Annotated in this window: 39 protein-coding genes; all 39 read left to right on the top strand. The window is 48.1% G+C overall.

All coding sequences use genetic code 11. The features are described 5' to 3' along the window. Window position 1 precedes the first annotated feature (1 nt). The 39 genes from KNP02_RS13125 to KNP02_RS12935 all read left to right on the top strand — a co-directional run bounded on the left by KNP02_RS13125 (window position 2) and on the right by KNP02_RS12935 (window position 21,803). Complete coding sequence (locus KNP02_RS13125) at window positions 2–511, top strand: nucleotidyltransferase family protein (protein ID WP_214709843.1); 510 nt, start codon at window positions 2–4, stop codon at window positions 509–511. Between the two features lie 378 nt (window positions 512–889). Then, window positions 890–1,198, top strand: a complete 309-nt coding sequence (rpsJ, locus tag KNP02_RS13120; protein WP_012727678.1) for a 30S ribosomal protein S10 — start codon at window positions 890–892, stop codon at window positions 1,196–1,198. Between the two features lie 61 nt (window positions 1,199–1,259). Then, window positions 1,260–1,886 (top strand): 50S ribosomal protein L3, encoded by a 627-nt coding sequence (rplC, locus tag KNP02_RS13115; protein ID WP_034781707.1) that lies wholly within the window; start codon window positions 1,260–1,262, stop codon window positions 1,884–1,886. Window positions 1,887–1,914: 28 nt separating this feature from the next. After that, the gene (rplD, locus tag KNP02_RS13110; RefSeq protein ID WP_034781706.1) at window positions 1,915–2,538 is read left to right on the top strand and encodes a 50S ribosomal protein L4; all 624 of its coding nucleotides are present in this window, start codon (window positions 1,915–1,917) and stop codon (window positions 2,536–2,538) included. Continuing rightward, on the top strand, window positions 2,538–2,819 hold the full coding sequence (gene rplW, locus KNP02_RS13105) for a 50S ribosomal protein L23 (RefSeq protein ID WP_034781704.1): 282 nt from the start codon (window positions 2,538–2,540) through the stop codon (window positions 2,817–2,819). The genes rplD and rplW overlap by 1 nt, the downstream gene beginning before the upstream one ends. Window positions 2,820–2,853: 34 nt before the next feature. Continuing rightward, window positions 2,854–3,684, top strand: coding sequence for a 50S ribosomal protein L2 (rplB, locus tag KNP02_RS13100; RefSeq protein ID WP_034781701.1), 831 nt, complete (start codon window positions 2,854–2,856; stop codon window positions 3,682–3,684). Window positions 3,685–3,750: 66 nt separating this feature from the next. Next, the gene (gene rpsS / locus KNP02_RS13095; protein WP_012727673.1) at window positions 3,751–4,026 is read left to right on the top strand and encodes a 30S ribosomal protein S19; all 276 of its coding nucleotides are present in this window, start codon (window positions 3,751–3,753) and stop codon (window positions 4,024–4,026) included. Window positions 4,027–4,046: 20 nt separating this feature from the next. Continuing rightward, entirely contained in the window at window positions 4,047–4,379 is a 333-nt protein-coding gene (gene rplV, locus KNP02_RS13090; protein ID WP_034781699.1) for a 50S ribosomal protein L22, read from the top strand. A 13-nt stretch (window positions 4,380–4,392) separates the two neighbouring features. Further along, window positions 4,393–5,052 (top strand): 30S ribosomal protein S3, encoded by a 660-nt coding sequence (gene rpsC, locus KNP02_RS13085; protein WP_034781696.1) that lies wholly within the window; start codon window positions 4,393–4,395, stop codon window positions 5,050–5,052. A gap of 32 nt (window positions 5,053–5,084) precedes the next feature. Then, window positions 5,085–5,522: a 50S ribosomal protein L16 gene (rplP, locus tag KNP02_RS13080; RefSeq protein ID WP_016508922.1), complete on the top strand. Its 438-nt coding sequence runs from the start codon at window positions 5,085–5,087 to the stop codon at window positions 5,520–5,522. Continuing rightward, window positions 5,509–5,712, top strand: a complete 204-nt coding sequence (rpmC, locus tag KNP02_RS13075; RefSeq protein ID WP_012727669.1) for a 50S ribosomal protein L29 — start codon at window positions 5,509–5,511, stop codon at window positions 5,710–5,712. Before rplP ends, rpmC begins: the two co-directional genes overlap by 14 nt. Window positions 5,713–5,745: 33 nt before the next feature. Further along, on the top strand, window positions 5,746–6,006 hold the full coding sequence (gene rpsQ, locus KNP02_RS13070) for a 30S ribosomal protein S17 (RefSeq protein WP_021066611.1): 261 nt from the start codon (window positions 5,746–5,748) through the stop codon (window positions 6,004–6,006). 43 nt (window positions 6,007–6,049) lie between these two features. Next, window positions 6,050–6,418 (top strand): 50S ribosomal protein L14, encoded by a 369-nt coding sequence (gene rplN / locus KNP02_RS13065; protein WP_012727667.1) that lies wholly within the window; start codon window positions 6,050–6,052, stop codon window positions 6,416–6,418. A gap of 37 nt (window positions 6,419–6,455) precedes the next feature. After that, window positions 6,456–6,764, top strand: coding sequence for a 50S ribosomal protein L24 (rplX, locus tag KNP02_RS13060; RefSeq protein WP_021066612.1), 309 nt, complete (start codon window positions 6,456–6,458; stop codon window positions 6,762–6,764). A gap of 32 nt (window positions 6,765–6,796) precedes the next feature. Beyond that, the gene (gene rplE, locus KNP02_RS13055; protein ID WP_016508927.1) at window positions 6,797–7,336 is read left to right on the top strand and encodes a 50S ribosomal protein L5; all 540 of its coding nucleotides are present in this window, start codon (window positions 6,797–6,799) and stop codon (window positions 7,334–7,336) included. 20 nt (window positions 7,337–7,356) lie between these two features. Further along, on the top strand, window positions 7,357–7,626 hold the full coding sequence (rpsN, locus tag KNP02_RS13050) for a 30S ribosomal protein S14 (RefSeq protein WP_128124028.1): 270 nt from the start codon (window positions 7,357–7,359) through the stop codon (window positions 7,624–7,626). 31 nt (window positions 7,627–7,657) lie between these two features. Continuing rightward, window positions 7,658–8,056, top strand: coding sequence for a 30S ribosomal protein S8 (gene rpsH, locus KNP02_RS13045; protein ID WP_021066614.1), 399 nt, complete (start codon window positions 7,658–7,660; stop codon window positions 8,054–8,056). Window positions 8,057–8,089: 33 nt separating this feature from the next. Next, the gene (rplF, locus tag KNP02_RS13040) at window positions 8,090–8,629 is read left to right on the top strand and encodes a 50S ribosomal protein L6 (RefSeq protein ID WP_128124027.1); all 540 of its coding nucleotides are present in this window, start codon (window positions 8,090–8,092) and stop codon (window positions 8,627–8,629) included. Between the two features lie 34 nt (window positions 8,630–8,663). Then, window positions 8,664–9,026 carry a 50S ribosomal protein L18 gene (rplR, locus tag KNP02_RS13035; RefSeq protein ID WP_138858564.1) on the top strand — a complete coding sequence of 121 codons (363 nt, stop codon included), beginning with the start codon at window positions 8,664–8,666 and terminating at the stop codon, window positions 9,024–9,026. Window positions 9,027–9,046: 20 nt separating this feature from the next. Then, complete coding sequence (gene rpsE / locus KNP02_RS13030; protein ID WP_034817136.1) at window positions 9,047–9,547, top strand: 30S ribosomal protein S5; 501 nt, start codon at window positions 9,047–9,049, stop codon at window positions 9,545–9,547. Between the two features lie 15 nt (window positions 9,548–9,562). Then, window positions 9,563–9,748 carry a 50S ribosomal protein L30 gene (gene rpmD, locus KNP02_RS13025; RefSeq protein ID WP_214709841.1) on the top strand — a complete coding sequence of 62 codons (186 nt, stop codon included), beginning with the start codon at window positions 9,563–9,565 and terminating at the stop codon, window positions 9,746–9,748. A 31-nt stretch (window positions 9,749–9,779) separates the two neighbouring features. Continuing rightward, window positions 9,780–10,220: a 50S ribosomal protein L15 gene (rplO, locus tag KNP02_RS13020; RefSeq protein ID WP_021066618.1), complete on the top strand. Its 441-nt coding sequence runs from the start codon at window positions 9,780–9,782 to the stop codon at window positions 10,218–10,220. Then, the gene (gene secY, locus KNP02_RS13015; protein ID WP_138858565.1) at window positions 10,220–11,509 is read left to right on the top strand and encodes a preprotein translocase subunit SecY; all 1,290 of its coding nucleotides are present in this window, start codon (window positions 10,220–10,222) and stop codon (window positions 11,507–11,509) included. Before rplO ends, secY begins: the two co-directional genes overlap by 1 nt. Before the next feature lie 78 nt (window positions 11,510–11,587). Next, window positions 11,588–12,238, top strand: a complete 651-nt coding sequence (locus tag KNP02_RS13010) for an adenylate kinase (protein ID WP_029594431.1) — start codon at window positions 11,588–11,590, stop codon at window positions 12,236–12,238. Continuing rightward, window positions 12,235–12,993: a type I methionyl aminopeptidase gene (map, locus tag KNP02_RS13005; protein ID WP_034781687.1), complete on the top strand. Its 759-nt coding sequence runs from the start codon at window positions 12,235–12,237 to the stop codon at window positions 12,991–12,993. The genes KNP02_RS13010 and map overlap by 4 nt, the downstream gene beginning before the upstream one ends. Window positions 12,994–13,098: 105 nt before the next feature. After that, entirely contained in the window at window positions 13,099–13,317 is a 219-nt protein-coding gene (gene infA, locus KNP02_RS13000; RefSeq protein WP_021066622.1) for a translation initiation factor IF-1, read from the top strand. 30 nt (window positions 13,318–13,347) lie between these two features. Further along, on the top strand, window positions 13,348–13,461 hold the full coding sequence (rpmJ, locus tag KNP02_RS12995) for a 50S ribosomal protein L36 (RefSeq protein ID WP_003156543.1): 114 nt from the start codon (window positions 13,348–13,350) through the stop codon (window positions 13,459–13,461). A 19-nt stretch (window positions 13,462–13,480) separates the two neighbouring features. Then, window positions 13,481–13,846 carry a 30S ribosomal protein S13 gene (gene rpsM / locus KNP02_RS12990; RefSeq protein WP_024372197.1) on the top strand — a complete coding sequence of 122 codons (366 nt, stop codon included), beginning with the start codon at window positions 13,481–13,483 and terminating at the stop codon, window positions 13,844–13,846. Window positions 13,847–13,862: 16 nt separating this feature from the next. After that, on the top strand, window positions 13,863–14,258 hold the full coding sequence (rpsK, locus tag KNP02_RS12985; RefSeq protein ID WP_021066624.1) for a 30S ribosomal protein S11: 396 nt from the start codon (window positions 13,863–13,865) through the stop codon (window positions 14,256–14,258). Between the two features lie 92 nt (window positions 14,259–14,350). Continuing rightward, window positions 14,351–15,295: a DNA-directed RNA polymerase subunit alpha gene (locus KNP02_RS12980; protein ID WP_021066625.1), complete on the top strand. Its 945-nt coding sequence runs from the start codon at window positions 14,351–14,353 to the stop codon at window positions 15,293–15,295. A 24-nt stretch (window positions 15,296–15,319) separates the two neighbouring features. Further along, window positions 15,320–15,673 (top strand): 50S ribosomal protein L17, encoded by a 354-nt coding sequence (gene rplQ / locus KNP02_RS12975; RefSeq protein WP_012727650.1) that lies wholly within the window; start codon window positions 15,320–15,322, stop codon window positions 15,671–15,673. 69 nt (window positions 15,674–15,742) lie between these two features. Then, on the top strand, window positions 15,743–16,579 hold the full coding sequence (locus KNP02_RS12970; RefSeq protein WP_021066626.1) for an energy-coupling factor transporter ATPase: 837 nt from the start codon (window positions 15,743–15,745) through the stop codon (window positions 16,577–16,579). Continuing rightward, window positions 16,555–17,433, top strand: a complete 879-nt coding sequence (locus KNP02_RS12965; protein ID WP_034781683.1) for an energy-coupling factor transporter ATPase — start codon at window positions 16,555–16,557, stop codon at window positions 17,431–17,433. The genes KNP02_RS12970 and KNP02_RS12965 overlap by 25 nt, the downstream gene beginning before the upstream one ends. After that, on the top strand, window positions 17,430–18,221 hold the full coding sequence (locus KNP02_RS12960; RefSeq protein ID WP_214709838.1) for an energy-coupling factor transporter transmembrane component T family protein: 792 nt from the start codon (window positions 17,430–17,432) through the stop codon (window positions 18,219–18,221). Before KNP02_RS12965 ends, KNP02_RS12960 begins: the two co-directional genes overlap by 4 nt. Beyond that, window positions 18,218–18,958 carry a tRNA pseudouridine(38-40) synthase TruA gene (gene truA, locus KNP02_RS12955; RefSeq protein ID WP_034781678.1) on the top strand — a complete coding sequence of 247 codons (741 nt, stop codon included), beginning with the start codon at window positions 18,218–18,220 and terminating at the stop codon, window positions 18,956–18,958. Before KNP02_RS12960 ends, truA begins: the two co-directional genes overlap by 4 nt. 154 nt (window positions 18,959–19,112) lie before the next feature. After that, window positions 19,113–19,550 (top strand): 50S ribosomal protein L13, encoded by a 438-nt coding sequence (gene rplM, locus KNP02_RS12950; RefSeq protein ID WP_034781675.1) that lies wholly within the window; start codon window positions 19,113–19,115, stop codon window positions 19,548–19,550. A gap of 25 nt (window positions 19,551–19,575) precedes the next feature. Beyond that, window positions 19,576–19,968: a 30S ribosomal protein S9 gene (gene rpsI / locus KNP02_RS12945; RefSeq protein WP_021066631.1), complete on the top strand. Its 393-nt coding sequence runs from the start codon at window positions 19,576–19,578 to the stop codon at window positions 19,966–19,968. A 142-nt stretch (window positions 19,969–20,110) separates the two neighbouring features. Further along, window positions 20,111–21,142, top strand: a complete 1,032-nt coding sequence (locus KNP02_RS12940; RefSeq protein WP_021066632.1) for an Mrp/NBP35 family ATP-binding protein — start codon at window positions 20,111–20,113, stop codon at window positions 21,140–21,142. 10 nt (window positions 21,143–21,152) lie between these two features. Continuing rightward, window positions 21,153–21,803, top strand: coding sequence for a KinB-signaling pathway activation protein (locus KNP02_RS12935; RefSeq protein ID WP_138858568.1), 651 nt, complete (start codon window positions 21,153–21,155; stop codon window positions 21,801–21,803). The last annotated feature ends 437 nt before the right edge of the window (window positions 21,804–22,240 follow it).

Here is a 22,240-nt window from a genome sequence, read left to right as displayed (position 1 = left end):
GATGGAGAAGCAAATCGAAACGTTATGTCACTTGAACGGGATCGCGTGTCGGTTCGGTGGGTCGACGTTACTGAAGCATCATGGGATAATTGAAACGGCGAACGACTTGGATGTGTTTGTCGAACCGGATCAATTCGAGCGAGTCGATCAAGTACTGAGCCGTGCTGGAAAAAAAGTCGAGTCGACGCCTCATCCAGATTACGTAACGACCTACTTTGGGGAATATGAATTCGAAGGCGGAGACATTGACGTGATGGCCAGTTTCCGGATGAAGTGCACCGACGGGATTTATACGCATCCATATATTGAACCGACCGGCAGTTGGATGCATCTCGAGGAATGGATCGTATTATACACGGTGATGAACCGAAAGGATAAACTTGATCGACTGACGCATCACTTCGAGACAAACGCGCTTGATGAGACAATCGTCCAAACGTGTTTGAAACGAGCCTCCGCCTCGGTCATCGAATCCGTCACGGAACGCTTCGGAGCACGTATGAAACGCTAGGTAGAGTTGGCATGGCGGTTCTTGTAACAAATGGTTCAACAAAAGAAGGAAAATAGCTTGCAAATGGGTTCAAATCTTGTTACATTAGTGAACGTTGAACAACTCATCAGACATCCGGCGCCATTTAAAAATCAAATCTTGCATTTCATATGTAGATTCGATATAATGATTAAGTGTTTGTGCGAGTGGTGAGAGACTTTACAGCAGAAATCGGGTCCAATCGTTGATTTGCAATGATCGGATACCTCTGCTGACACAAGCACGCTGCGATGAAGCGGGAGGTTATGACACGCCAGGCAGCTTTGCCATGGCCGGTGTGGAAATTTCCGCGGAGAACTGTCTATTTTTAAAAATAGGCGACAAAGGAGGGAAACTTACATGGCAAATGAAAAAATCCGTATTCGTTTAAAAGCATACGACCATCGCGTACTCGATCAATCAGCTGAGAAAATCGTTGATACTGCGAAGCGTTCAGGTGCAAAGGTTTCGGGACCAATCCCGCTTCCAACTGAAAAATCGATCTACACGATCCTTCGTGCGGTTCACAAGTACAAAGATGCTCGTGAGCAGTTCGAGATGCGTACACACAAACGCTTGATCGACATCGTTAACCCAACACCAAAAACGGTTGATGCGCTTATGCGCCTCGAATTACCATCAGGTGTTGACATCGAAATCAAACTTTAATTCTTCATATAGTAGATACTAGCCAGAAGAGACAATAATTATTAAACAGGAGGTGTATCTCATGGCTAAAGGAATCTTAGGAACAAAACTTGGTATGACTCAAATCTTCAACGAAGCAGGCGAAGTCGTACCGGTAACAGTAGTTGCTGTCGAAGGGAACGTTGTGCTTCAACTTAAAACAGTTGAAACAGACGGTTACGAAGCAGTTCAACTCGGTTTCGGCGACATCAAAGAATCACGTCAAAACAAACCGGCAAAAGGTCACGCTGCGAAAGCAAACGCGACACCTAAGCGCTTCATGAAAGAGATTCGTACTTCAGTAGAAGGATACGAAATCGGTCAAGAGATCAAGGCGGACATTTTCGCTGCAGGTGAATTAGTAGACGTAACAGGTACATCGAAAGGTAAAGGATTCCAAGGTGCGATCAAGCGTCACGGACAATCACGTGGACCAATGGCTCACGGTTCGCGCTACCACCGTCGTCCTGGTTCGATGGGTCCTGTAGCTCCTAACCGCGTATTTAAAGGGAAGCTTCTTCCTGGTCAAATGGGTGGCGAGCGTAAAACGATTCAAAACCTTGAAGTTGTCAAAGTTGACGCGGAACGCGGCCTTGTACTCGTTAAAGGCGCAATCCCAGGCGCTCGCAAGTCGAACGTCATCATCAAAACAGCGGTAAAAGGTAACTAATTAACTGCACGGAAAGGAGGAATTACGAATGCCTAAAGTAGCTTTGCTTAACCAAACAGGTTCACAAGTTGGCGAGATCGAATTGGCAGAAGCCATTTTCGGTATCGAGCCTAACGACTCAGTACTTTACGACGCGATCGTCATGCAACAAGCATCACGCCGTCAAGGTACTCACGATACGAAAGGTCGCTCGGAAGTACGCGGTGGCGGCCGTAAACCATGGAAACAAAAGGGAACTGGTCGTGCGCGCCAAGGTTCTATCCGCTCACCACAATGGGTTGGTGGTGGTACAGTCTTCGGTCCAACACCACGTTCATACTCTTACAAGCTTCCTAAAAAAGTTCGTCGTTTAGCACTTCTCTCGGCACTTTCGTCGAAAGTGAAAAACAACGAAATGATCGTCCTCGAAGGCCTTGCTTTCGATGCACCAAAAACAAAAGACATGGCTGCTGTATTGAACAGCTTGTCAGTAGAACGTAAGGCTCTTGTAGTCACAGCGGACTACAATGAGACTATCGCTCTCGCAGCTCGTAACATCCCAGGAGTGACTGTGATCGAGGCAGCAGGCGTTAACGTTCTTGACCTCGTTGCTAACGACAAAGTCATCTTCACTAAAGATGCGGTTGCGAAGGTAGAGGAGGTGCTTGCATAATGGCTCAAGCATACGATATCATCAAACGTCCTATCATCACTGAGCGTTCTGTTAGCCTCATGGAAGCTAACAAATACGTTTTCGAGATCGACGTTAAAGCGACTAAATCGCAAGTGAAGTACGCTATCGAAACAATCTTCAATGTGAAAGTTGCTTCGGTAAACACAATGAACATGAAACCGAAAGCGAAACGTGTCGGTCGTCACTCTGGTTACACAGCTCGTCGTAAAAAAGCGATCGTAACCCTTGCTGAAGGCAACACAATCGACTTCCTCGGTTAATTTACTACCTTAGAAGAAAAGGAGGGAATCCTCGATGGCAATTAAAAAGTTTAAGCCGACCACTAACGGTCGCCGTAACATGACATCTCTCGACTTTGCAGAGATCACAACGAACCGTCCTGAAAAATCGTTAACTGAAAAGCTTTCGAAAAAAGGCGGTCGTAACAACCAAGGTCGTTTGACTGTACGTCACCAAGGTGGCGGGCACAAACGCAAATACCGTATCATCGATTTCAAACGTAACAAAGATGGCATCGTCGGACGCGTTGCTACGATCGAATACGATCCAAACCGTTCAGCGAACATCGCCCTCATCAACTATGCAGATGGTGAGAAACGTTACATCCTCGCTCCTAAGGGCATCAAAGTAGGCATGGAAATCATGTCTGGTCCTGAGGCGGATATCAAAGTGGGGAACGCTCTTCCACTCGTGAACATCCCTGTCGGTACTACTATCCACAACATCGAGCTTAAGCCTGGTAAAGGCGGTCAGCTTGTTCGTGCGGCTGGTGCATCGGCACAAATCCAAGGACGTGACGGCAAGTACGTCATCGTTCGTCTTCAATCAGGTGAATCACGCTTGTTCCTCGGCACTTGCCGCGCGACAGTCGGTTCAGTTGGTAACGAAGAACACGAACTCGTAAACATCGGTAAAGCAGGACGTTCACGTTGGTTAGGCAAACGCCCAACAGTACGTGGTTCTGTAATGAACCCGGTTGATCACCCACACGGTGGTGGTGAAGGTCGTGCGCCAATCGGTCGTTCGGGCCCACTTACTCCTTGGGGTAAACCAGCTCTTGGTCTTAAAACTCGTAAGAAAAACAAATCGAGCGACATGTACATTCTTCGTCGTCGCAAGAAATAATTACTACATGATTCTCGGGCGGTTCGAAAGAGCCGTTCCCGAATCATTCCAAAGGGAGGTTCTATCATGGGTCGCAGCTTGAAAAAAGGTCCATTCGCAGATCACCATTTGCTCGCTAAAGTTGACAAACTCAACGAATCTGGTGAGAAGCAAGTCATCAAAACTTGGTCACGTCGCTCGACAATCTTCCCAGAATTCATGGGTCACACGTTCGGTGTACACGATGGTCGTAAACACGTACCAGTATTCGTGACAGAAGACATGGTCGGTCACAAACTTGGTGAATTCGCTCCAACACGCACGTACAAAGGTCACGGATCAGACAAGAAAACGAAACGGTAATTTGAGGGGAGGTCAAATCCATGCAAGCTAAAGCATCAGCTAATATGGTCCGTCTTGCTCCTCGCAAAGCACGTCTCGTTGTAGACTTAATTCGCGGGAAACAAGTCGGCGAAGCGCTCTCTGTCCTTGCTCACACGAACAAGGCAGCGTCGCCAATCGTTGAAAAAGTATTGAAGTCAGCGATTGCAAACGCAGAGCACAACTACGATATGAATATTGAGAACCTTGTGGTGTCGGAAATCTACGTCAACGAAGGTCCAACACTCAAACGCTTCCGCCCACGTGCGATGGGTCGCGCAAGCCGTATTAACAAACGCACAAGCCACATCCACATCGTGGTAACTGAGAAATAAGGAGGGATATGTAGTGGGTCAAAAGGTAAATCCGCACGGTCTTCGCGTTGGTATTATCAAAGACTGGGATTCGCGTTGGTACGCTGAGAAAGACTACGCAGATCTCCTTCATGAAGACTTCGTTATTCGTGAATACATCGAAAACAAAATGAAGGATGCTAGTATTTCTAAAGTAGAAATCGAACGCGCTGCAAATCGCGTGAACATTTCGCTTCACACTGCGAAACCAGGTATGGTTATCGGTAAGGGTGGTTCGGAAATCGAGTCACTCCGCAAAAACATCATCAAGCTTGCTGAAGGCAAACGTGTTCACATCAACGTTGTTGAAGTGAAAAACGCGGACGCTGTCGCTAAACTTGTTGCTGAAAACATCGCTCGTCAATTGGAAGGCCGTGTGTCATTCCGTCGTGCAATGAAACAATCAATCCAACGTTCGATGCGCACTGGCATCAAAGGGATCAAAACAGAAGTTTCTGGTCGTCTTGGTGGCGCTGATATCGCTCGTTCAGAGAAGTACTCGGAAGGAACAGTTCCACTTCACACACTCCGTGCCGATATCGATTACGGAACAGCTGAAGCTGACACAACTTATGGTAAAATCGGAATTAAAGTCTGGTTGTACCATGGTGAAGTTCTTCCAACAAAAAACAACACAGCTAAAAACGCTGAATAATAAACACTCTTTCAGGAAGGAGGCAACACACTATGTTGTTACCTAAACGCGTGAAATATCGTCGTGTACACCGTGGTAAAATGCGCGGAAATGCAAAACGCGGCACAACAGTACATTTCGGTGAATTCGGTCTCCAATCGCTCGAAGCGAGCTGGATCACAAACCGTCAAATCGAATCAGCACGTATCGCAATGACACGTTATATGAAACGTGGTGGTAAAGTGTGGATCAAAATCTTCCCACACAAACCATACACGAAAAAGCCTCTCGAAGTCCGAATGGGTTCGGGTAAAGGTGCTCCAGAAGGCTGGGTAGCTGTAGTTAAGCCTGGCAAAGTAATGTTCGAAATCGCGGGTGTATCTGAGGAAGTTGCACGTGAGGCGCTTCGTCTTGCAGCGCACAAACTTCCAGTGAAATGTAAGTTCGTGAAACGTGAAGAAAATGGTGGTGATACGAATGAAAGCAACTGATCTCCGTCAATCAACAACTGAAGAGCTCAACGGTAAAGTAGGCGAGTGGAAAGAAGAACTCTTTAACCTTCGTTTCCAATTAGCTACAGGTCAGCTTGAGAATCCTGCTCGTATCCGTGAAGTACGCAAGTCGATTGCGCGTGCTAAAACGATTCTTCGTGAACGCGAACTCGGCATCAACAACGGCTAATCTAATCGGATTCTTTAAGAGGAGGTAACACTCATGGAACGCAATAAGCGTAAAGTACTCACTGGACGCGTCGTGTCTGACAAAATGGACAAAACGATCGTCGTTGCAGTTGAAACAAAAGTACGTCATAAGCTTTATGGCAAACGTGTAAACTACACGAAGAAATTTAAAGCGCACGATGAGAACAATGTCGCTAAAATCGGCGATGTCGTCCGCATCGCGGAAACACGTCCGCTTTCTAAAGACAAACGTTTCCGTCTCGTAACAGTAGTAGAAGAATCAGTAATCATCTAATAACAGTTCGGATCTATAAACATCCGGAGGGAGGTACACTCGCATGATTCAACAAGAATCTCGCTTGAAAGTAGCAGACAACTCTGGCGCGCGTGAACTGTTGACAATTAAAGTCCTCGGTGGTTCAGGTCGTAAGACTGCCAACATCGGTGACATCATCGTCGCGACGGTAAAACAAGCAACACCAGGTGGCGTTGTTAAAAAAGGTGACGTTGTCAGAGCAGTTGTCGTTCGTACAAAACGCGGCGCTCGTCGTAAAGATGGTTCGTACATCCGTTTCGATGAGAACGCAGCAGTCATCATCAAAGATGACAAGAGCCCACGCGGCACTCGGATCTTCGGGCCAGTTGCACGTGAACTTCGTGAAAAAGAATTCATGAAGATCGTTTCGTTGGCACCGGAAGTACTTTAATTTCCAATTTCAATCCTATAAGGAGGTGCGCAAAACGATGCATGTTAAAAAAGGCGATACAGTCCAGGTAATGTCTGGTAAAGATAAAGGCAAGCAAGGGGTTATCCTCAAAGCTATGCCAAGCAAGAACCGCGTAGTCGTAGAAGGTATCAACGTGATTAAAAAACACTCGAAACCATCACAAGCGAATCCACAAGGCGGTATCCTTGAAATCGAAGCACCAATTCACGTCTCGAACGTCATGCCACTCGACCCTAAAACGGGCAAACCGACTCGCGTTGGTTTCAAAGTAGTCGATGGTAAAAAAGTTCGTGTCGCGAAATCGGGCGAAGTACTCGATAAATAAGAAGAACGTGACGAAAGGAGGTCCATTCGACTATGAACCGTTTGCAAGAGAAGTATAAAAGCGACATCGTGAAAGCGATGATGGATAAATTCAACTATGACTCAGTCATGCAAGTCCCACAGGTCGACAAGATCGTCATCAACATGGGTGTAGGTGACGCTGTTTCGAACTCGAAGGCTCTTGACATGGCAGTGGAAGAATTATCAATTCTTTCTGGTCAAAAACCACTCGTAACGAAGGCTAAGAAATCAATCGCTGGTTTCAAACTTCGTGAAGGCATGCCAATCGGTGCGAAGGTTACTCTTCGTGGCGAGCGTATGTACGATTTCCTCGACAAATTGGTAACTGTTTCACTTCCACGTGTACGTGACTTCCGCGGTGTATCGAAGAAAGCATTCGACGGACGCGGTAACTACACGCTTGGTGTGAAAGAGCAACTTATTTTCCCTGAGATCGATTACGATAAAGTAACGAAAGTACGCGGTATGGACATCGTTGTTGTTACAACAGCGAACACAGACGAAGAAGCGCGTGAATTACTCACACTTCTCGGAATGCCGTTCCAAAAATAATCTAAACGGAGGTAGACAACATGGCTAAAAAGTCAATGGTGAATCGCGAGCAAAAACGCGAGAAACTAGTTGCCCAGTACGCTGAGAAACGTGCACAATTAAAAGCTGAAGGCGACTACATCGGACTCAGCAAATTGCCACGTAACTCTTCACCTGTACGTCTTCATAACCGTTGCCGTATCACAGGTCGTCCACATGGTTACATGGGTAAATTCGGAATCAGCCGTATCATGTTCCGTGACCTTGCATACAAAGGTCAAATCCCTGGTGTTAAAAAAGCAAGTTGGTAATCCACTAACAGTGTGAAAGGAGGTACATCGCATGGTAATGACAGACCCAATTGCAGATATGCTTACACGTATCCGTAACGCTAACATGGTTCGCCATGAAAAATTAGAGCTTCCAGCTTCTAATATCAAACGTGAGGTTGCAGAGATCCTCAAGCGTGAAGGTTTCATTCGCGATGTTGAATATATCGAGGACGCTAAGCAAGGTACACTTCGTCTGTTCCTTAAATATGGAGCAAGCAACGAACGTGTTATCACTGGTCTCAAACGCATTTCGAAACCAGGTCTTCGTGTATACGCAAAAGCAGATGAAGTGCCAAAAGTACTCGGAGGACTCGGTATCGCAGTTCTTTCGACATCAAAAGGTCTTATGACTGATAAAGAAGCTCGCCAACAACAAGTCGGCGGCGAAGTGCTCGCCTACATCTGGTAAGTCACTTTTCTAACAAGAACGGAGGTGTAATCAATGTCACGTATTGGTAAAAAACCAGTTACGATTCCAGCTGGCGTTACTGTCTCGGTTGCAGAAGACAACACGGTCACAGTAAAAGGTGCTAAAGGTGAACTTTCGCTTTCAGCTAACCCAGCCTTGGAAATCAAAGTTGAAGAAAACGAATTGAACGTCGTTCGTCCGGATGACTCGAAAGAGAACCGTACGATCCACGGTACGACACGTGCCCTTATCGCCAACATGGTGGAAGGTGTGTCTAACGGATTCCAGAAAACACTTGAGATCTCAGGGGTTGGTTACCGTGCAGCTAAGCAAGGTAACAAACTCGTCCTCAGCCTCGGTTACTCGCACCCAATCGAGTACGTTGCTGAAGAAGGCATCGAGATTGAAGTTCCTTCAAACACGCAAATCATCGTTAAAGGGATTAACAAAGAGCGCGTCGGACACGTTGCAGCTCAAATCCGCTCGTACCGTGCTCCAGAACCTTACAAAGGTAAAGGTGTTCGTTACTCTGATGAACGTATTCGCCGTAAAGAAGGTAAGACTGGTAAGTAATTCGTCACGAAATGAACGGAAAGGAGTGGCATAAATGATCACAAAAGCAGACAAAAATGCAGTTCGTAAGAAACGTCATGCTCGTGTACGTCGTACGATCGCGGGGACAGCAGCTCGTCCACGTTTGAACGTATTCCGCTCGAGCAAGCACATCTACGTTCAACTCATCGATGATGCAGCACAAACAACGCTTGTGTCAGCATCTTCGAAAGATAAAGCTCTCGATCTTACAAACGGCGGCAACGTTGAAGCAGCGAAAGCTGTTGGTAAACTTGCAGCTGAACGTGCACTCGAGAAAGGTATCGACACTGTTGTGTTCGACCGTGGTGGATACCTCTATCATGGCCGCGTCAAAGCTGTTGCTGAAGCAGCTCGTGAAGCAGGTCTTAAATTCTAACAAAAAGGAGGGGACACTCGATGCGCCAGTTAGACGTTAACATGGAACAACTCGAAGAACGCGTTGTTACCGTAAACCGCGTCGCGAAAGTCGTGAAAGGTGGCCGTCGCTTCCGTTTCGCCGCTCTCGTCGTCGTAGGTGACAAGAATGGTCACGTCGGTTTCGGTACAGGTAAGGCACAAGAGGTGCCAGAAGCGATCCGCAAGGCTATTGAAGCCGCTAAGAAAAACATGGTTCAAGTACCGATGGTCGGTACAACAATTCCACACGAAATCACAGGAGTATTCGGAGCAGGTCGTGTATTCATGAAACCAGCTTCTGAAGGTACTGGGGTTATCGCAGGTGGACCAGTTCGTGCAGTGCTCGAACTTGCAGGTGTAGGTGACATCCTTTCGAAATCGCTTGGATCTAACACACCAATCAACATCGTCCGTGCGACGGTACAAGGCTTGACAGAGCTTAAAAAAGCAGAGGAAGTTGCTAAACTACGCGGTAAAAGCGTAGAAGAACTTCTTAAATAAGGGAGGGAATTAGACATGGCGAAACTCGCAATCACCCTCACACGCAGCATCATTGGTCGTCCGGAAGATCAGCGTGTAACAGTACGTACACTCGGTCTTCGTAAAATGCATCAGACTGTCGTTGTCCCTGACAACGTAGCGATGCGCGGTATGATCAAAAAGGTGTCGCACCTTGTGACTGTAAACGAAATCAACGAATAATCCAGATTTTATTAAATAAGGAGGTGCCACTATGAAACTCCATGAATTGAAGCCAACTCCAGGTTCGCGTCACGAACGCAACCGTGTCGGTCGCGGTATGGCGACTGGTAACGGTAAAACTTCTGGCCGTGGACATAAAGGTCAAAAAGCTCGTTCGGGCGGTGGCGTTCGTCCAGGATTTGAAGGTGGGCAAAACCCACTTTACCGTCGTCTTCCAAAACGCGGTTTCAACAACCCTACTCGTAAAGAGTATGCAGTTGTTTCCCTAGACACGCTTAACCGTTTCGAGGCAGGTACTGAAGTTACTCCAGAACTCTTAATCGAGACTGGTGTTGTCAGCTCTGCTAAAGACGGAATCAAAGTACTTGCTAACGGCAAGCTTGAAACAAAATTGACTGTTAAAGCCAACAAATTCTCGGGTGCAGCGAAAGAAGCGATCGAAGCAGCTGGCGGTTCAGTTGAGGTGATCTGATGTTTCAGACGATCTCCAATATGTGGCGCGTGAAAGATATTCGACAGCGTATTCTCTTCACACTCGCAATCATCATCATTTTCCGCATCGGGGCCCATATCCCGGTGCCGATGGTGAATACGGATGTGTTGCGTTTTGACTCAGGAGGTCTTCTCGACTTCTTGAACTTGTTTGGAGGAAATGCTTTACAGAACTTCTCCCTGTTCGCAATGGGGATCATGCCGTACATCACGGCATCGATCGTTGTGCAGCTCTTACAAATGGACGTCGTTCCGAAGTTTGCCGAATGGGCAAAACAAGGCGAGTCTGGCCGTAAAAAGCTAGCGACGGTCACGCGCTATGGGACGATCATGTTAGGGTTTATTCAAGCGACATCATTGTCGTTTGGATTTAACCGCCTCTATCCAGGTCTCGTCAATGAGACGTGGGGCACGGCAACCTATTTCGTGATCGCGATCGTACTGACTGCCGGTACGGCGTTCTTGATGTTCCTCGGTGAGATGACGACGGAGAAAGGTGTTGGGAATGGTATTTCCATCATTATCTTCGCCGGTATCGTCGCTGGGTTCCCAAGAATCTTCACGCAGATTTATGAAACGAAGCTCCAAAATGCTGGAGATGCGTTATTCATTAACATCGTTTACTTGGTTGTGCTATTGCTCGTTATCCTTGCGGTGACCATGGGGATCATTTATGTTCAACAGGCTGCTCGCAAAATTCCGATTCAATACGCAAAACGCACGGCGAACCGTACCCCTGTGGGCGGTCAGTCGACGCACTTGCCAATCAAACTAAACGCTGCCGGTGTCATCCCGGTTATCTTCGCGATTTCCTTCATGGTGACACCACCAACTGTTGCAAGCTTCATTGCTTCTCCGGAAACGACGCAGAAGTTGCAGACTTACTTCGATACGACAGCTCCAATCGGAATGTCGATCTACGTAGCGCTCATCATCGCGTTCGCTTACTTCTATACATTCATTCAGGTCAATCCTGAACAGATGGCAGAAAACCTGCAGAAGCAAGGTGGCTATATTCCTGGGATTCGTCCTGGGGCGCAAACAGAACAGTACATCACGAAGTTGCTCTATCGTTTGACATTCTTCGGAGCGATTTTCTTATCGCTCGTAGCGATCATGCCGACAATCTTCATTAAGCTTGCCGGTCTCCCAACTTCGGTGCAAATCGGAGGAACGAGCTTGTTGATCGTCATCGGGGTAGCCCTCGAAACGATGAAACAAATCGAGAGTCAACTCGTAAAACGACACTACAAAGGCTTTATCCGTTAAAGCGGAAGGAAGGGTACACCCTTCCTTCCTGTCGTGTTTACGACGTGTTGTGAAAATCAAAACTGGAGGCTAACTGAGATGAATCTAGTACTCATGGGCTTACCGGGTGCAGGGAAAGGGACTCAAGCGGCTAAAATCGTTGAAGAGTACCAAATCCCACACATTTCGACAGGCGACATGTTTCGTGCGGCAATCAAAGGCGGAACGCCACTCGGCAAAGAAGCAAAATCGTTCATGGATAAAGGCGAACTCGTACCGGATGAGGTAACAATCGGAATCGTACGCGAACGCTTGAGTCAAGATGATACGAAAAACGGCTTCCTGCTCGATGGATTCCCGCGTACTGTTGCTCAAGCAGAGGCACTCGAAAGTTTGCTTAAAGATTTGGGAAAACAGATTGACCATGTCGTGAATATCGATGTGGATGCGGAAATTCTCGTCCCGCGTTTGACAGGTCGTTGGATCTGCCCGACGTGTGGTGCGACATATCACGTGATCTTCAACCCACCTAAAGTGGAAGGCATCTGTGATGTGGATGGGTCGGCTCTCATGCAACGTGAAGACGATAAAGAGGAAACGGTCCGCCGTCGCCTTGACGTCAACATCGAGCAATCGAAACCACTCATTGACTTTTACGCTGAAAAAGGGTATCTTCGTACATTGGATGGAGATCGTCCAATCGATGTCGTATACGCCGATGTCAAAGCGTTACTCGGTGGTACTGAATGATCATCACGAAGACGCCTCGTGAAATAGCGATTATGCGTGAGGCTGGGCAAATTGTTGCTCGAACACACCAGGTGCTCAAAGAGCACATCAAACCAGGTATTACGACGCTTGAGCTCGACCGGATCGCGGAAGAATACATTCGCAGCCAAGGTGCGACACCGTCGTTCAAAGGCTATAACGGGTTTACCGGTAGCGTTTGTGCTTCAGTGAACGAAGAGCTTGTTCATGGGATTCCCGGAAAACGGGTATTGAACGATGGGGATATCATCTCGATCGACATCGGTGCCTACTATAACGGATACCATGGAGATTCCGCTTGGACGTATCCAGTGGGAACAATCTCGGAAGAGACACAGCAGTTACTTGACGTGACTGAAGAAAGTCTGTATAAAGGATTGGAGCACGCTAAGGCTGGACAGCGTTTGACAGACATTTCGCATGCGATTCAAGCGTATGTGGAATCTCATGATTTCTCTGTCGTCCGCGAATACGTCGGTCATGGTGTCGGACAAAATTTGCATGAAGAACCGCAAATTCCGCACTATGGTCCACCGGGGAAAGGGCCGCGCCTGAAGACTGGAATGACGTTAGCCATTGAACCAATGGTCAACGCTGGTCAACGCTATGTTCGGACACTGGCTGACAACTGGACAGTTGTGACAGTGGACGGTAGCATGTGCGCCCACTTTGAGCACACCATCGCCATCACAGACGATGGATACGAGATTTTAACGAAACTCGATTCCGGTGAATGAGGCTCTATTGCTTCGTGCTGATCCGTTACGGATCCTTCTCTCACAGTACAATGCGATAGATCGTCTGTGCTCCTAAATATCTTCATATAGAAAGGGGAATAAATGATGGCGAAACAAGATGTCATTGAAGTGGAAGGCACTGTTGTCGAACCACTTCCAAACGCAATGTTTAAAGTGGAGTTAGAAAACGGCCACACGGTGCTCGCGCACGTCTCAGGGAAAATTCGGATGCACTACATTCGAATCCTTCCAGGTGACCGCGTAACTGTCGAGTTGTCTCCGTACGACTTGACTCGCGGGCGGATTACGTACCGTTACAAGTAACTCCGATTTTTCCAGGAGGAGGGTATAATCATGAAAGTAAGACCGTCGGTAAAACCGATCTGCGAAAAATGTAAAGTTATTCGTCGTAAGGGTAAAGTAATGGTAATTTGCGAAAACCCGAAACACAAACAAAAACAAGGTTAATCTAAGAGGAGGTGCACACATGGCACGTATTGCTGGTGTAGATATTCCACGCGAAAAACGTATCGTTATTTCGCTCACATACATCTTTGGTATTGGTAAAACAAGAGCACAAGAAATTTTGAAGGCTGCAAACGTATCTGAAGATTCACGCACACGTGATCTTACAGAAGACGAAATCAACCGTATCCGTGAAGCAATTGACGGAATTAAAGTTGAAGGTGACCTTCGCCGTGAAGTTTCACTCAACATTAAACGTTTGATCGAGATCGGCGCATATCGCGGTGTTCGTCACCGTCGTAGTCTCCCTGTTCGCGGTCAAAACACGAAGAACAACTCGCGTACTCGTAAAGGCCCACGCCGTACAGTAGCGAACAAGAAGAAGTAAAGGAGGGAATTGAACAATGGCGAAACGTAAGCAAAATGTACGTTCAAAACGTAAAGTCAAAAAACATGTTGAAGTCGGTGTGGTACACATCCGCTCTACATTCAACAACACAATCATTACAATCACTGACACGCAAGGTAACGCGATCTCATGGGCTACTTCTGGTAACCTTGGATTTAAAGGATCACGTAAATCGACTCCGTTCGCAGCACAATTGGCTGCTGAAACTGCAGCGAAAGTTGCAATGGACAACGGTATGCGTACAGTAGAAGTTAACGTTAAAGGTCCTGGTGCTGGACGTGAAGCGGCTATCCGTGCCCTCCAAGCTACTGGTCTTGAAGTAACTGCAATCCGTGACGTAACACCAGTTCCGCACAACGGTTGCCGCCCTCCGAAACGTCGCCGCGTATAATCGCTTGTGCGTGTGAAGGGCTTACCTAGCACAAACAGCATATACAATGCAGCTCGCGCTGCATGGCAGGATACACTCAAGGAGGGGTTCAGATGATCGAGATTGAAAAACCAAAGATCGAAACGGTCGAAATCAGCGAGGATGCTACGTTTGGTAAATTCGTGGTGGAACCGCTTGAACGTGGATATGGCACTACTCTCGGCAACTCACTACGTCGAATTCTTTTGTCATCGCTCCCTGGTGCAGCGGTAACAGCGGTTCAAATCGATGGCGTTCTTCATGAGTTCTCTACGATTGACGGAGTCGTCGAAGACGTCACGCAAATCGTATTAAACCTCAAGAAGTTGGCTCTCAAAGTGTACTCGGACGAAGAGAAAACGCTTGAGATTAACGTTTCAAGTGCCGGTGCTGTCACTGCGGCAGACATTACCCATGATAGCGACGTTGAAATCTTGAATCCTGAGCTCCACATCGCGACTCTCGCTGATAACGCGACGCTTCGCATGCGTTTGACTGCTCGCCGTGGTCGTGGTTACGTCCAGGCAGAAGATAACAAACGTGATGATATGCCGATTGGCGTTATTCCAATCGATTCGATCTACACACCGATTCAACGCGTGAACTACGAAGTAGATAAAACACGTGTCGGTCAAGATGCTAGCTTCGATAAGCTTCTATTAGACGTGTGGACAGATGGTTCAATCCGTCCGGAAGAAGCGGTATCGCTCGGGGCGAAAATTTTGACAGAACACTTGAACATCTTTGTTGGCTTGACTGACGAGGCTCTCAATGCAGAAATTATGGTCGAGAAAGAAGAAGACCAAAAAGAAAAAGTACTCGAAATGACGATCGAAGAACTCGATCTCTCAGTTCGTTCGTACAACTGCTTGAAGCGCGCAGGCATCAACACTGTTCAAGAACTCGCAAACAAATCAGAGGAAGAGATGATGAAAGTTCGTAACCTCGGACGTAAATCACTCGAAGAAGTTCAACTCAAGTTGGACGAGCTCGGTTTGGGCTTGCGTAAAGAAGACTAAGTTCAACCGAAGGAGGGAAATGTAATGGCTTATTCGAAACTCGGCCGTACAAGCTCACAACGTAAGGCACTTTTACGTGATCTTGCAACTGACCTTATTATCAACGAGCGCATTCAAACAACTGAACAAAAAGCGAAGGAACTTCGCCCAGTCGTTGAAAAATTGATCACTCTTGGGAAACGTGGCGATCTTCATGCCCGTCGTCAAGTAGCTTCATTCGTTCGTAAAGAGAACGCTGGAGAAAAAGACGCAATCCAAAAATTGTTCGAAGACGTGGCACCACGCTACGCTGAACGTCAAGGTGGATACACACGCATCATGAAAGTCGGCCCACGCCGCGGTGACGGTGCAGAAGTCGTAATCATCGAACTCGTCTAATTCATTAGGCAGTCAACAGGGCATGCGGTGACGTATTGCCCTGTTTCCACATCGGAAAGGAGTCGGCAGATGGAATCTCAAATTATGGTACGCGATATCGTGTTTCGTTACCCGGGACAAACCGAGCCAGCCTTAAACGGGCTGTCACTCGACGTATACAAAGGGGAATGGCTCGCTATCGTTGGCCATAACGGTTCTGGCAAGTCGACTTTGACGAAGTTGTGGAATGGGCTTTTGCTTCCTCAAGAAGGAGAAGTCCGGGTTGAGACACTCGATCCAACGGACGCCACAGACGTGTGGGACGTTCGGAAACGGATCGGTGTCGTCTTCCAAAATCCTGACAACCAGTTTGTCGGGGCGACCGTGCGCGATGATGTGGCATTTTCTCTCGAAAACATGGGACTTCCACGTCAAGAAATGGTTCGTCGAATTGATGACAGTCTAGCGCGCGTTGGATTATCGGAACTAGCGGACCGTGAACCGCATCAGTTATCCGGTGGACAAAAGCAGCGCGTTGCGATTGCTTCGGCACTCGCAATGCGCCCGCATGTCCTCGTGCTCGATGAAGCTACCTCAATGCTCGACCCGATTGGGCGCAAAGAGGTGATTGAAACGGTACAACAGCTCGTCTCAGAAGGGATGACCGTTGTCGCCATTACCCACGAGCTCGACGAAGTGTTGTTTGCCGACCGTATCATTGCATTGTCAAAAGGCAAGATTGCGATGACCGGCACACCCGAAGACGTGTTTCAAAATCCGGAGGCGTTACGAGCCATTCAGCTCGACGTACCGTTTATTGTCCGGATGCAACTCGAACTGAAGGAACGGGGCATACCACTCGATCGTCTGATGCTACAACATTCGGAGTTGGTGAACCATCTATGCCGATTAGCATTGAAGAAGTGACTTACCAATATCAATTGAATACTCCGTTTGAACGAACCGCGCTGCGCGATGTGAATGTAATGATTCCGTCGGGGGCGCTTGTTGCGTTTCTTGGCCATACTGGGTCAGGCAAGTCAACGCTCGTTCAACATATGAACGGACTGCTGCGACCGACAAAAGGGCGTGTCGTCGTCGATGACATCGAAGTCCGTGCGATTACGAAGCGTCGCGACAAAAAGCAAAGCTTACTCCCGCTTCGGCGCCGCGTTGGGCTCGTCTTTCAATATCCGGAGCATCAACTATTTGAAGAGACGGTCGAACGCGACGTCATGTTTGGTCCACGAAACTTTGGGGCGTCTGAAGACGAAGCGAAAGAGCGGGCTCATGCTGCGTTGCGCCTCGTCGGCCTGGATGAAACGTTATGGGGCCGTTCCCCGTTCGATCTCTCGGGCGGACAGATGCGTCGCGTCGCCATTGCCGGCGTGCTCGCTAGTCGACCTGACGTTCTCGTCGTAGATGAGCCGACGGCCGGACTCGACCCGCTCGGCCGTCGTGAGATGCTGGCGTTATTCAAACGGCTAAAACAAGAACTCGATTTGACGCTCATTCTCGTTTCGCACGATATGGACGACGTGTTAGCGTACGCAGAACGAGTCGTCGTCATGGAACGGGGCGAGGTCGCCTTTGATGGGAATCCATTTGACTTGTTCAAAGATGAGGCGCTTGTCAAAGGGCTCCAGCTTGAAATCCCGCATGTGCTTCGCTTCGCGAGTGAGCTTGCCCCTGCGTTCGGTGTTGCGACACCGGCCTTACGGACCGAAGGCGAATTGGCGGACTGGATCGCGCTCGAATTGAGAAAGGGGAGAGCGACATGATCATCGGACAGTACATTCCCGGACATTCATGGCTCCATACACTTGATGCGCGAGCCAAGACGTTGTTCATCCTCGGCTTCATTCCAATCGTCTTTTTGGCTGATAACTTATGGACGAACGTGTTCTTGCTCGGCTTTACCTTGTTCGCCGTGAGACTGTCTCAATTGTCATGGCGGTATTTATGGAATGGATTGAAGATGGTTTTATTCCTCATCATTTTTACACTGTTGTTGCAACTGTTCTTTAACCGGGACGGGACGGAGTTGATTGCATTCGGTCCGTTCGCGATTTATTCGGAAGGCGTCCGGATGGGCTTGATCGTCTCGCTCCGTTTCTTCTATCTCGTCATGTTGACGACACTCGTCACGCTGACGACCACACCGATGGAACTGACCGATTCGATTGAAGCAGGGCTCCGCCCCCTCGAACGATTCCGAGTGCCTGCCCATGAGATCGCCCTCATGCTGTCGATCTCGCTCCGGTTCCTTCCGACCTTGGCCGACGAGACCGATCGCATCATGAAGGCTCAGCAGGCGCGAGGCGTCGATTTGAAGAGCGGTCCGCTCAAGGATCGCTTGAAGGCAGTCGTCCCGCTCATGATCCCATTGTTTGTGTCGGCGTTTAAACGTGCTGAGGACCTCGCTACGGCAATGGAGGCCCGCGGGTACCGTGGGGGTGAAGGACGGACGCGCTTGCGTGAGATGACGTGGCACCGTCGTGACACGGTGTTACTCATCATCTTCGTGGTCATCACACTCATCTTGATTGGATTGCGAGGGATAGGATGAAGCGAATTAAATTGACGATTGCGTATGATGGAACGAACTATGCCGGTTATCAGGTCCAACCGAACGGAAATACGGTTCAAGCCGAAGTAGAGGGTGTGCTGGCGCGGATGCATAGTCAGACCGTCAAAGTAGTGGCCTCGGGTCGTACGGACGCCCGTGTGCATGCTCGGGGGCAAGTGCTACACTTCGATACGCACCTCGCTATGCCAGCCGACCGGTTCGTCAAAGCGCTGAATGCGATGTTGCCCGATGATATTCTTGTCCGATCCGCCGAAGAGGTCGATACGTCGTTTCACGCGCGTTACGGGGCAAAACGGAAAGAGTATCGCTATTTCTTCCGAAGCGACGCGGACCCGTTCCGGCGCCACCATGCTGTAACGGTCACGTACACGCTCGACCATGAGCGGATCCGACAGGCGCTACGCATGCTCGTCGGGACTCACGACTTCACCTCCTTTTCAGTGACGAAGGCTGAGGTAGAGGATCGTGTCCGCACAATCTATGAAGCGGAGCTCGTCGAAGCGGGCGATGAGATGTATATTCGTTTCGTCGGCTCGGGCTTTCTTTATAACCAAGTCCGTATTATGGTAGGGACGTTGTTAGAGGTCGGGCGTGGGAAATATGAGCCGGCAGACGTGAGCCGGATGCTCGCCTCAAAAGACCGGCGTAGCGCTGGGATTACAGCCCCACCGCACGGTCTATACTTGTGGAATGTGAATTATGAAAAAGTAGATTGACATTCCCTCTATAAAATCGTATTATATTCATTGGCATTTCATTTTCACATTGAGAGATGAACCACAATCTTAGCCCCGTAAACTAGGATTATGATAAAGCATCAAACAAGCACTAAAAAAATTAAGCAAACAGACATTTTAGGAGGTATTCCACATGCGCACGACATTCATGGCAAAAGCATCTGAAGTAGAACGCAAATGGCTCCTTATCGACGCAGAAGGCAAAACACTTGGTCGTTTGACTAGTGAAGTAGCATCACTTCTTCGCGGTAAGCACAAGCCGACTTTCACACCAAACGTTGATTGCGGAGACCACGTCATCATCATCAACGCTGAGAAAATCCACTTGACTGGTAACAAAATGAACGACAAGATTTACTACCGTCATTCAGGTCATCCAGGCGGTTTGAAATCACAAACTGCAAAAGAGCTTCTCGCAAAACGCCCAGAGCGTATGCTTGAACTCGCAATCAAAGGGATGCTTCCAAAAGGATCACTTGGTCGTCAATCATTCACTAAACTCCACGTTTACGCTGGAGCTGAGCACAACCACGCAGCACAAAAACCAGAAGTTTACGAACTTCGCGGTTAATCGGGACACAGGGAGGAACTAAACGATGGCAGATGTACGTTACTACGGAACAGGCCGCCGCAAACACTCGGTGGCTCGCGTTCACCTCGTTGCAGGTGACGGCAAAGTTGTTGTAAATGGCCGTGATATTTCAGAATACTTCGGACATGAGACTTTGATCATGATGGCAAAATCACCACTCGTATTGACTGAAACAGAAGGTAAATACGATGTAATCGTTAACGTTAACGGTGGTGGATTCACTGGACAAGCTGGAGCAATTCGCCACGGCGTATCACGTGCGCTTCTTCAAGCGGACCCAGAATTCCGTCCAAGCCTCAAAGAAAAAGGCTTCTTGACTCGTGACGCTCGCATGAAAGAACGTAAAAAATACGGTCTTAAAGCTGCACGTCGCGCACCACAATTCTCGAAGCGTTAATCTTCGAACAATTTGGTTCAAACTCTCTGCCCATCGGGGTAGAGAGTTTTTTTGTTACTCATGAAATTGTTGATTTCCATTCCCTCAAGAAAACGCTTTTTTTGATATACTGTTAGCGAGACAGAAATTAGGGGGAAACCACATGCTTACAGTAGAACAAGTTCGTGAAGAATTGGCGGGGTTGATCGATCCAACAATCAACCGTACGCTTGGAGATACAGCTGGCGTGAAGGATATTCGCATTAAAGAAGATTATGTCAGTGTAAAAGTGGCACTCGGTCAAACCGGGAGCGGCGAGCAACTCCAACTTCAACAAGAGATTGTCACGTTGCTCAAAGGAAAAGGATTCAAGACGGTCGGTCTTCGCTTCGAGGCGCTCAATGACGAAAGTTTGAAAGAAGCGACGAAGCCAGCTATTCTCCGTGAAAATGCTGGCACGACATTTATTGCGATTGCTTCGGGCAAAGGTGGCGTCGGGAAATCGACAGTCTCGGTCAACTTGGCAGTCGCGCTAGCGCGGGCAGGGAAGAAGGTCGGATTGATTGATGCGGATATTTACGGCTTCAGTGTACCTGACATGCTCGGGATTGAAGAGCGGCCGGTCGTCCGTGGCGAGAAAATCATTCCTGTCGAGCGTTTCGGCGTGAAAGTGATTTCGATGGGCTTCTTTGTAGAAGATAACGCTCCAGTCATCTGGCGTGGACCAATGCTCGGGAAGATGCTTAATAACTTCTTCAACGATGTTGAGTGGGGCGACCTAGACTACTTGCTCCTCGATTTGCCGCCAGGGACGGGTGATGTCGCCCTCGATATTCATTCGATGCTCCCGGCATGTCAAGAGTTGATCGTCACGACGCCACACGCAACAGCTGCTTTTGTCGCTGCGCGTGCTGGGGCAATGGCCATCAAGACAAACCACAAAGTGCTTGGTATCATCGAAAACATGGCGTATTTTGAAAGTAAAGTGACAGGGGAGAAAGAGTACGTCTTCGGCTATGGCGGCGGCGAAAAATTGTCTGAAGCGTTGAAGAGCAAATTGCTCGCGCAAATTCCGCTCGGTCAGCCGTATGAGAATGAAGAAGACTTTGCACCATCGGTTTACCGAGATGGGCATCCGTTTGAGAAGACATACGACGGACTAGCGCAAGCGGTCATTCAACAGATAGAAGGGTAATGGTTTAGAGATGAAGGTACAAGGATTTTTAAGGTTATTTTGGACGACGCTCGTCTTCGGGACGTTGTTTGGGTTCGTCATGAACTTGCTGGCCAATCCTGGCTATTTAGTGAGTCAATCGTGGGAAGCGATTGTGACGGCACTCAGTTACTCGAGCACATGGACCGGGATTAGCATGATGGGCTTCTTCGCCTACTTGATTGTCCACCGGGTCGGTTTGGATTTGTTCCGTGGTCCAAAACTATGGAATCGTGTACAAGTGCTGTTAATCGCCTTCGCACTATTTGATGCGGTTTACCTTCGTATGCTCGCTTTTGGTAACGATCATATGTGGCGGTATATCGGGGAGATGGTCGTGTTAGTGATCGTTTCATGGATTATCGCAACGAGTAAGGCGAAACAGACGAACGCGAGTGCGTTCATCCCGACGCTCTTCTTGATGATCGTTATAACATTGATCGAATGGATTCCAGCCCTCCAGGCGACGGATGAGATTGCGCTCTTGTGGCCAGCGTTAGCGACGCTCGTATTTGCTAACGCGTATCAAGTATTGATGCTACATCGATTCCAAGCGCCTGCTCAAGCAGAGGATGCCAAACCATCGACGAAGAATCAGGCTAAAGCTAAATCTAAGAAGCGGGTGTCTTCTAAATCGTCCTAACATCAATAGGAACGGAAGCACTCGATAGTTACACTCTTCAACAACGTAGCGTCGCCCTAGGTGGGAGGACGCTACGTTGTTTTTATGTGAGGAAAGTCGGTTTTCAACGTTGGAAAAAAGATTCCCGAAGAAAATAAAGTTTTTTTAGAAAAACAGTTGACGAAAATGCGGGGCGCTGATATATTAATAAACGTCGCTGCTGTTCAAATCTGAACAACAGAAAGCGGATGAAAAAAATAATAAAAAACGGTTGACTTTCAAAAGTCGAATCGCTATTATTAAAAAGTCGCTAACACGACAGACACTTGGTCTTTGAAAACTGAACGATGAGGCAAAAATGTTTTACATTTTTTGAATGAAGCGCAAGCTTCGTCATTTTTAAAGAGCTATATCAAATTCTTTGGAGAGTTTGATCCTGGCTCAGGACGAACGCTGGC

It is taken from the genome of Exiguobacterium sp. s40, from assembly GCF_018617905.1.
Lineage (GTDB): Bacteria > Bacillota > Bacilli > Exiguobacteriales > Exiguobacteriaceae > Exiguobacterium > Exiguobacterium mexicanum_A.
This window is presented reverse-complemented; position numbering and strand designations above follow the sequence as displayed.

Coding starts and splice junctions, on each gene's coding strand:
- KNP02_RS13125 (WP_214709843.1), top strand. CDS start 2: ATGGAGAAGCAAATCGAAACGTTATGTCACTTGAACGGGATCGCGTGT.
- rpsJ (WP_012727678.1), top strand. CDS start 890: ATGGCAAATGAAAAAATCCGTATTCGTTTAAAAGCATACGACCATCGC.
- rplC (WP_034781707.1), top strand. CDS start 1,260: ATGGCTAAAGGAATCTTAGGAACAAAACTTGGTATGACTCAAATCTTC.
- rplD (WP_034781706.1), top strand. CDS start 1,915: ATGCCTAAAGTAGCTTTGCTTAACCAAACAGGTTCACAAGTTGGCGAG.
- rplW (WP_034781704.1), top strand. CDS start 2,538: ATGGCTCAAGCATACGATATCATCAAACGTCCTATCATCACTGAGCGT.
- rplB (WP_034781701.1), top strand. CDS start 2,854: ATGGCAATTAAAAAGTTTAAGCCGACCACTAACGGTCGCCGTAACATG.
- rpsS (WP_012727673.1), top strand. CDS start 3,751: ATGGGTCGCAGCTTGAAAAAAGGTCCATTCGCAGATCACCATTTGCTC.
- rplV (WP_034781699.1), top strand. CDS start 4,047: ATGCAAGCTAAAGCATCAGCTAATATGGTCCGTCTTGCTCCTCGCAAA.
- rplP (WP_016508922.1), top strand. CDS start 5,085: ATGTTGTTACCTAAACGCGTGAAATATCGTCGTGTACACCGTGGTAAA.
- rpmC (WP_012727669.1), top strand. CDS start 5,509: ATGAAAGCAACTGATCTCCGTCAATCAACAACTGAAGAGCTCAACGGT.
- rpsQ (WP_021066611.1), top strand. CDS start 5,746: ATGGAACGCAATAAGCGTAAAGTACTCACTGGACGCGTCGTGTCTGAC.
- rplN (WP_012727667.1), top strand. CDS start 6,050: ATGATTCAACAAGAATCTCGCTTGAAAGTAGCAGACAACTCTGGCGCG.
- rplX (WP_021066612.1), top strand. CDS start 6,456: ATGCATGTTAAAAAAGGCGATACAGTCCAGGTAATGTCTGGTAAAGAT.
- rplE (WP_016508927.1), top strand. CDS start 6,797: ATGAACCGTTTGCAAGAGAAGTATAAAAGCGACATCGTGAAAGCGATG.
- rpsN (WP_128124028.1), top strand. CDS start 7,357: ATGGCTAAAAAGTCAATGGTGAATCGCGAGCAAAAACGCGAGAAACTA.
- rpsH (WP_021066614.1), top strand. CDS start 7,658: ATGGTAATGACAGACCCAATTGCAGATATGCTTACACGTATCCGTAAC.
- rplF (WP_128124027.1), top strand. CDS start 8,090: ATGTCACGTATTGGTAAAAAACCAGTTACGATTCCAGCTGGCGTTACT.
- rplR (WP_138858564.1), top strand. CDS start 8,664: ATGATCACAAAAGCAGACAAAAATGCAGTTCGTAAGAAACGTCATGCT.
- rpsE (WP_034817136.1), top strand. CDS start 9,047: ATGCGCCAGTTAGACGTTAACATGGAACAACTCGAAGAACGCGTTGTT.
- rpmD (WP_214709841.1), top strand. CDS start 9,563: ATGGCGAAACTCGCAATCACCCTCACACGCAGCATCATTGGTCGTCCG.
- rplO (WP_021066618.1), top strand. CDS start 9,780: ATGAAACTCCATGAATTGAAGCCAACTCCAGGTTCGCGTCACGAACGC.
- secY (WP_138858565.1), top strand. CDS start 10,220: ATGTTTCAGACGATCTCCAATATGTGGCGCGTGAAAGATATTCGACAG.
- KNP02_RS13010 (WP_029594431.1), top strand. CDS start 11,588: ATGAATCTAGTACTCATGGGCTTACCGGGTGCAGGGAAAGGGACTCAA.
- map (WP_034781687.1), top strand. CDS start 12,235: ATGATCATCACGAAGACGCCTCGTGAAATAGCGATTATGCGTGAGGCT.
- infA (WP_021066622.1), top strand. CDS start 13,099: ATGGCGAAACAAGATGTCATTGAAGTGGAAGGCACTGTTGTCGAACCA.
- rpmJ (WP_003156543.1), top strand. CDS start 13,348: ATGAAAGTAAGACCGTCGGTAAAACCGATCTGCGAAAAATGTAAAGTT.
- rpsM (WP_024372197.1), top strand. CDS start 13,481: ATGGCACGTATTGCTGGTGTAGATATTCCACGCGAAAAACGTATCGTT.
- rpsK (WP_021066624.1), top strand. CDS start 13,863: ATGGCGAAACGTAAGCAAAATGTACGTTCAAAACGTAAAGTCAAAAAA.
- KNP02_RS12980 (WP_021066625.1), top strand. CDS start 14,351: ATGATCGAGATTGAAAAACCAAAGATCGAAACGGTCGAAATCAGCGAG.
- rplQ (WP_012727650.1), top strand. CDS start 15,320: ATGGCTTATTCGAAACTCGGCCGTACAAGCTCACAACGTAAGGCACTT.
- KNP02_RS12970 (WP_021066626.1), top strand. CDS start 15,743: ATGGAATCTCAAATTATGGTACGCGATATCGTGTTTCGTTACCCGGGA.
- KNP02_RS12965 (WP_034781683.1), top strand. CDS start 16,555: ATGCCGATTAGCATTGAAGAAGTGACTTACCAATATCAATTGAATACT.
- KNP02_RS12960 (WP_214709838.1), top strand. CDS start 17,430: ATGATCATCGGACAGTACATTCCCGGACATTCATGGCTCCATACACTT.
- truA (WP_034781678.1), top strand. CDS start 18,218: ATGAAGCGAATTAAATTGACGATTGCGTATGATGGAACGAACTATGCC.
- rplM (WP_034781675.1), top strand. CDS start 19,113: ATGCGCACGACATTCATGGCAAAAGCATCTGAAGTAGAACGCAAATGG.
- rpsI (WP_021066631.1), top strand. CDS start 19,576: ATGGCAGATGTACGTTACTACGGAACAGGCCGCCGCAAACACTCGGTG.
- KNP02_RS12940 (WP_021066632.1), top strand. CDS start 20,111: ATGCTTACAGTAGAACAAGTTCGTGAAGAATTGGCGGGGTTGATCGAT.
- KNP02_RS12935 (WP_138858568.1), top strand. CDS start 21,153: ATGAAGGTACAAGGATTTTTAAGGTTATTTTGGACGACGCTCGTCTTC.